Below are 6,778 nucleotides of genomic sequence, written 5' to 3' on the forward strand. Positions count from 1 at the left end.
TGTGTGAGAGAACTTCGAATCAGCCTTTCGGCTTGAGCCAGACTGCCAGGGCGGGTAGCAGGATGATCGCTCCGGCCATGTTGAAGAGGAACATGAAGGTCAGGAGGATACCCATATCGGCCTGGAACTTGATCGGCGCGAAGATCCAGGTGGCGACGCCGGTTGCGAGGGTGATGCCGGTGAAGATCACGCCGGCGCCGGTCAGCTTGAGGGTAGCGGAATACGCGTCCGTAATTGACTTGCCTTCCTGCAGCTGGCTCTTGAAGCGGCTGTAGATATAGATGCCGTAGTCGACGCCGATACCGACACCCAGTGCGACGACCGGCAGGGTGGAAACCTTGAGGCCGATCTCGAGAATCGCCATCAACGCGTAGGCGAGGATTGACACCAGGGCCAGCGGGATCACGATGCACAATGTCCCTTTGATCGAGCGGAAGGTGACGAGGCACAGCAGGATGATGGCAGCGAAGACCCAGATCAGCATTGGGAACTGGGCGGCGGAAACTACCTGGTTGGTGGCGGCCATCACGCCCACGTTTCCAGTCGCGAGCCGGAACTTCAAATCCTCGGTCCCGTGTTCCGCGTTGAACTCCTCCACCGCAGCAACGATGCGGTCGATGGTCTCGGCCTTGTGGTCCTTGGTGTAGATGTAGACCGGCATGACGCTACAGTCACCGTTCAGCAGGCCCGTCGAGGTGTCGATATAGGTCACCGACTGGGCCATCATCGACGGGTTTCGCGGCAGCTCGCGCCATTTGAGACTGCCTTCGTTCCAACCTGCGTTGATGATCTTGGCCACCCCGCCGATGCCGAAGATTCCCTGCACGCCGTCGACGTTGCGTATGCGCCACTCGAAATCGTCGATCACACTCATGACGTCACGCTCGGTGCAGGCCTCCGGGTGGGCCTCGATGATGGTCGTGATGACATCGACGCCGATCGCGAAGTGACTCGTAATGACGTCGGTGTCGATGTTGTACTGTGAGTCGGGTCGCAGCTCGGGCACCCCGGCGTGAAGGTCGCCGATCTTGATCTGGGTCGCCTTCCAGCCGCCAACCACGAAAAGCACCGCCGCCACAGCGATCACGATTGCGGCGACCTGCGGAGTCGTGACCTTGCCGAGGCCAGCCCACAGGTGGTCCATCTTCTCGGCTCGTTTGTGGAGCTTCTCCTGGTAATCAGCGTCGAGCTGAACATAGGAGAGGAGCACCGGAATCAGGATGAGGTCTGTGAGAATGATGACCGCCACGCCGAGGCTCGCCGTGATTGCCATCTCCTGAATCATCCTGATTTCGATCAGCATGATGGTGATGAAGCCGATAGTGTCCGACAGCAGCGCGATGCCACCCGGGATGACGAGCCGACGGAATGTCGAGCGCGCGGCCGCGAGGCTTTCGGAACCCTCGAAGACCTCGGCCCGGTAGGCGCTGACCATCTGAACGCCGTGGCTGACTCCGATCGCGAATATGAGGAACGGCACCAATATCGACATCGGGTCGATGCCGAAGCCGAGGACGGTCAGGAGCCCCAACTGCCAGACGACGGCGACGAATGCACAGCCAACCACGATGACCGTCAGCTTGAAACTCTGCGAGTAGATATAAACGAAGACGGCGGTGATGATGAAGGCGATCAAAAAGAAGAGGACGACGCGTGCAGCGCCGGCGGCGAGATCGCCGATGACCTTGGCGAAGCCGATGATGTGATAGTCGAAGTCGACGCCGATCTCGTGATTGGAGAATTCCTGACGGATCGACTCCAGCTCGTCGGCGACGCCGATGTAGTCGAGCTTCTCTCCGGTATTGGGGTTGAACTCGAGCAGTTCGGCGGCGACGATTGCGGCCGAGAAGTCATTCGCCACCAATCGGCCCATGTAGTTCGATTTGAGGATGTTCTCGCGCACCTTGGCGAGCCCTTCCGGGGTCGGCTCGAAATCGTCCGGGATGACGTTGCCCCCAGAGATGCCGTCCTCCACGACCTCGGTGAATCGAACGTTCGGCGTGTAAAGGGACATGACCCGGGTCCGGTCGACGCCGGGGATGAAGAAGACCTCGTCTGTGATTTCGGCCAGCACCTCGAAGAACTCGGGTGTGAAGATGTCTCCCTCGCGGGCGCTGATGGCAATCACCACTCGATTCGCGCCGCCAAATGCGTCGCGGTATTGGAGGTAGGTCTGCATGAAGGGATGCTTGAGCGGGAGCATCTTGGCGAAGCCGGCATCGATCTTGAGGTGCGACGCCTGATAGGCCATGAAAACTGTCAGCAGAATGAAGAGAACGATTACCAGGCGTCGGTTGCGGAAGATGAGGTTTTCGAGCAAGCTGATCATCACGATCTCCCTTCCGCTCAATTCGACCCGGAGGTCAGTTCGTCGAGGGTCATTGTTTTGACCCCGAACTCACCGACCAGCAAGAGATTTCCGTCTCCGAACTCGACCAGCGCCGAGATCCCGCGGCGATTGGCCTGTTGGTGGAGGGTGAAGGTATGCCCGCCATCGCTCGAGGTTAGGACCGTGCCGCCAAGACCGGTGATCAAGATTGTGCCATCGGCGAGTCGTAGGCCGTCGGTGAGCATGGCGACTGTGCCGGTGTCGATCTCCCCCCACGTCTCGCCAGCGTCATCCGATCGGAAGAGATGTCCGCGGAGGCCGAAGAGTAGTACGCTGTCCCCTTCGAGCGGCAGGACTCCGAAGTACGACCCCTGGTATTCCGTCGGCAGGGAAACCCAGTTTTCTCCGTTGTCATCGGATCTGTAGAAGGAGCCCGCCTCGGCCGCGATATACAGGCGACCATTACCGGCGTGGGCAATCTTGTGCAGGTGCCAGTCGTCGTCGCTGATCCACCTCGAAGACCACGTCACGCCGCCATCGGTCGTCTCGTAGTAGGCGCCGTACGCTCCGATGGCAACACCGTTGCCGGCATCCGAAAACCAGATGTCGAAGAACGGCGCTTCATCCTCGGGCGCCCAGTTGACCAGCTCCCACGACGCCCCGCCATCGGTGGTGCGGAGGATCGCCGAGTCGTGACCCACCGCCCACCCCAGATTGGGATCATGGAAATAGACGCCGGTGAGCATGGTGCGGGTCGGTGATTCCTGCTGCTGCCAGGTGGCGCCGGCATCCGTGGAGACCAGGATGTGCCCCCGCTCACCGACCGCGAAGAGCGAGTCCCCGACGGCGAACGCGTCGAGCGCGAGGGCGCGCGGAGCGAGGGGTGCCATCACCGATGGTTCCGGTGCGATGTCGTCCTGCGCCGCCGCGAAGGTGCCGGCTCCGACCGCGAGGGCTAGCGCGCAGGCCAGGACGGTTGCCCAATTAGGTTTGGGGATGCCCTCTCGGTTCGTGGTCCCATCGACCCGGGCGAAGGCAGTGCCCGATGGTGTGTCCATCTCCCAATCTCCTCGTGGTTCGAGATCCTTCAGACAAAGCGGACGGGCCGGCCGGCCCGTCCGCCGCTTCAGTCATCTGCCTATCTTTTGCCCGCCCGTCGCAACGCGGCCGGAGTGTAGTCGTCGAGGGTCCGGCTGATGTCGAACTCATAAGGCGGAAACTCGCTGTTGAGGCCGATCGCGAGGTAGCGGCCGGCCTGGAGATCGGTGTGGACCTCGAGGGAGGTCCACAGGCTGGGCACGTTGTAGTAGACCATGGCGTGGCCTTCGGACACGCGCCACAGCTGGTCCCGTTTGTCATAGGTGTCATTTACCACGATCTGCCAGCTGTCCTCGTCGAGATAGAAGACACGCTTTTTGTAGATGTGGCGCGCACCCTCCTTGAGCGTTGCTTCCACCACCCATACACGATGCAGCTCGTAACGCGCGTAGTCCTGGTTGATGTGGAGCGGCGTCAGGATGTCCTTGAACTTGACTGACGGATCCTGCAGCTTGTACGAGTTGTAAGGCACGAAGATCTCTTTCTTGCCGATGAGCTTCCAGTCGTACCGATCGGGCGCACCGTTGTACATGTCGAACTGGTCCGAGGTGCGCATCGCGTCTGCAGCGGTGCCGGGGTTGTCGTAGGCCACGTTGGGCGCGCGGCGGACCCGGCGTTGACCCGGGTTGTAGAGCCAGGCGTTGCGGTGCTCCTTGACTTGGTCCATAGTCTCGCCGACCAGGAGGATCCCGCCAGCGAGACGAGCCGGCGCCATCACCTCCTGTTTGAAGAAGAGGATCCGGTTGTTGAGGTCCGCTTCGGTCTTGCCCTCCATGCTGTACTGCATGTAGAACTCGTCGTGGAAGGTGACCAGGGTGTAGCTGCCGCCGCGGGTCGGAGCCGCCTGCCCGATGGTGCGGGCGGCGCTGTCAGACCGGTAGCGCAGGAGGTGGTTCCAGATCGCCTGCACACCTTCCTTGGGGATCGGGAACGGAATGCCGTTGATCGCGCCGGTGACCCCGTTGCCACCCTCCGTGAGTCGGGCGGTGCCCGCGATCTCTTTCGTCTTGTCGTAGATCCGCTGCGGGAAGGCTGCGCTTCGATGGGTCGGGTACACGTTCATCTTGTACGTGTCGGGATAGGTACGCAACAGCGCCTTCTGCCCTTCGCTCAGCTTGTCCGCATACTGATCCATGTTTGCGGCGGTGATGGTGAAGAGGATCGCGTCGTCCGCGAACGGGTCGATGTAGTGCATCCCGGGTTCCCAGCCGGCCGGCGGGGTCGCGATGCCGCCGGTCCAGGCCGGAATCGTACCCTCCGCGTTACCGGCCTTGATGGCGCCCAGCGGAGTGAGCTCACTGCCGAGCTTGGCGATCTCAGCCGGTGAAAGCTGAGCCTGCGCGGTCGCCGTCATTCCGACGGCCAGCGCCAACACGCAGCCGAAAATGAGTGCAGAGTTCTTTCGCATCGTCATCCCTCCCTTAGAACGAGAACTTGATGAAACCGCCGATGAAATCGCGGTCGTTGATCAGATTCCAGCGGCCGGCGCCGCTGTAGTTGGTGTAGCTGAGGTCGATCTGCCAGGCGTTCTGGTAGTCGAAGCCGAGGCCGACGGTCAGCGCCTTGCGGCCGTCGATGAAGGAGCCACCCGGACCCGGCGTGACGCCGTCGACGTCATGCTGCCAGCTTAGACGTGGTGCCATGCTCCAGGCGCCGAAAACGTTGTTGTAGGTGAACTTGGTGACGAATCGGTAGCCCCACGAGAAGTCATCCGCGAAGTGCTCGGCTGTTTCGTACGGCTTGCCCGCGTGGGCCCCGCCCGGCGCCTCGTGAATCGGGTTGCCGCTGGTGTAGGTGCCGGGACCGTCGAAGCGGAGCTCGTCCTTCGACGGCATGTCGAAGACCTTGTTGAAGCCGAACTCGGCGAGGAACACAGCCTGGTCGGCGCCGAGGATGTTCGAGGAGATCTTTGTCAGTGTGAACTGGAGCTGGCTCGTGTCGAGGAGCCGGTAGCCCTGAACCTCCTCGGAGAAGCCGTACCCTCCTGGCCTTACCTGGTTGGTGGCCGCGAGGCCGGCCGAGATGGGCGACAAGGCCGCGAACAGGACCTCCACGTCGTCCATCTGGAGAGGATTATCCTGACGGTAAGACACCTCGCCCTGGAAGGCGATGCCCGAGGTGCCGAGCTGGGCGTTCCAGCTCAGGCCGTAGAGCTTGATGTCCTCGGGGTAGGCGGTGAACCACCGCGACGAGTTGGCGTAGACGGAGGTCGCGGCAGCCTGTGCATAGGCGGCCACCATGGCGTCGACCTCGGGGCTGACGCCGGGGGGCACGCCGAGCAGATAGTAAGACCAGAGCGTAGTCGACGTGCCGATCGCCTGCAGCTCGGGAACGATCGATGCCGGTCCGGTGATGCCGTTGATGAGCGGCAGCCGGCTGTGATAGTTGACGTAGTAGAGGCCGAACTCGGTGCCGCCCAGTCCCGGCGCGAAGAGGCGCAACGCCAGCCCGTACTGGCCGCCGTCGTCGGCCTCCCGAGTGGTCGTCCGCGGCACGCTCATGAACGGGTAGTCCAGGGTCGCAGCCACGTCGGGGTGGATGAACGCAGGTGTCTCGCCGGTGTCGGCGAAGCTGTCGAAGGCGAGAAAGACGCGCGTTCCGCCCGGACCCGCGAAATCGTTGGTCGAGAAGTAGGTGCCGGGAGGATCGACGACGATCTCCTCCCACTCGTACTGGTAGAAGCCTTCGACCGCCACGTTCTGCGAGAGGTTGAAGGAGGCCCACACCATGCCGAGCGGACGGAACGCCTCGCGGAGCTCGGCTCCGGGCACCCGCAGGGCGGACACGTCGACCGGGTTGATGACGCTCAAGCCGCCCTGGATGAACGTGCTCTCGCCCCAGTTCAGGACCTGTTGGCCGACCCGGATCTCGCCGATCGGGAACTGCCAAAAGGCGTAGGCGTCGAGTAGCTCGACGCGGCTGCCGGACCAATCGAGAGCATCCTGCGTGAGCTCGGTTCGCACGCAGCAGTTGTCATCGATTTCGAAGTCCTTGAAACCGCTGCCGCGGATGAAGAAGCCGAGGCTGTGGTTGCCGGCCCTCGCCGCGAAGCTGAGATCGACGGTCGCCTTGAGGCTGTTGCTGACGAACGTGCCGTCGTCGAAATTGAGGTCGCCGTCGTCACCGTTGCCAGACCACGCGGTGCCGCCCGAAAAATGGCTGATGATGCTCGGATCGCGCTCCTCCAAGCGATAGCGGCCACCCCAGGAAAGTGTTGTATCGAGATTGAGAGAGTACTTGCCGCTGCTTCCCGAGAGGTCAATTGCCTCTGCGGGAGCGGTGAAAACCAGCGTCAGCGCAAGCGCCAAGGCGAGCGCTGCGGCACTCCGCCCCGTTCGGACCACCGTGATT

General features: G+C 62.3%; 4 protein-coding genes. All 4 read right to left on the minus strand.

Features of this window, described 5'->3' with window-relative positions:
- Positions 1-19: 19 nt before the first annotated feature.
- Positions 20-2,329 carry an MMPL family transporter gene (locus LJE93_00960; protein MCG6947472.1) on the minus strand — a complete coding sequence of 770 codons (2,310 nt, stop codon included), beginning with the start codon at positions 2,327-2,329 and terminating at the stop codon, positions 20-22.
- A 17-nt stretch (positions 2,330-2,346) separates the two neighbouring features.
- Complete coding sequence (locus LJE93_00965; GenBank protein ID MCG6947473.1) at positions 2,347-3,387, minus strand: hypothetical protein; 1,041 nt, start codon at positions 3,385-3,387, stop codon at positions 2,347-2,349.
- A gap of 80 nt (positions 3,388-3,467) precedes the next feature.
- Positions 3,468-4,835 (minus strand): DUF1329 domain-containing protein, encoded by a 1,368-nt coding sequence (locus LJE93_00970; GenBank protein MCG6947474.1) that lies wholly within the window; start codon positions 4,833-4,835, stop codon positions 3,468-3,470.
- Positions 4,836-4,848: 13 nt separating this feature from the next.
- Positions 4,849-6,778 (minus strand): DUF1302 domain-containing protein (locus tag LJE93_00975; GenBank protein MCG6947475.1); only part of this gene is annotated, 1,930 nt, incomplete at its 5' end.

Source organism: Acidobacteriota bacterium, from assembly GCA_022340665.1.
Taxonomy (GTDB): Bacteria; Acidobacteriota; Thermoanaerobaculia; order Thermoanaerobaculales; family Sulfomarinibacteraceae; genus Sulfomarinibacter.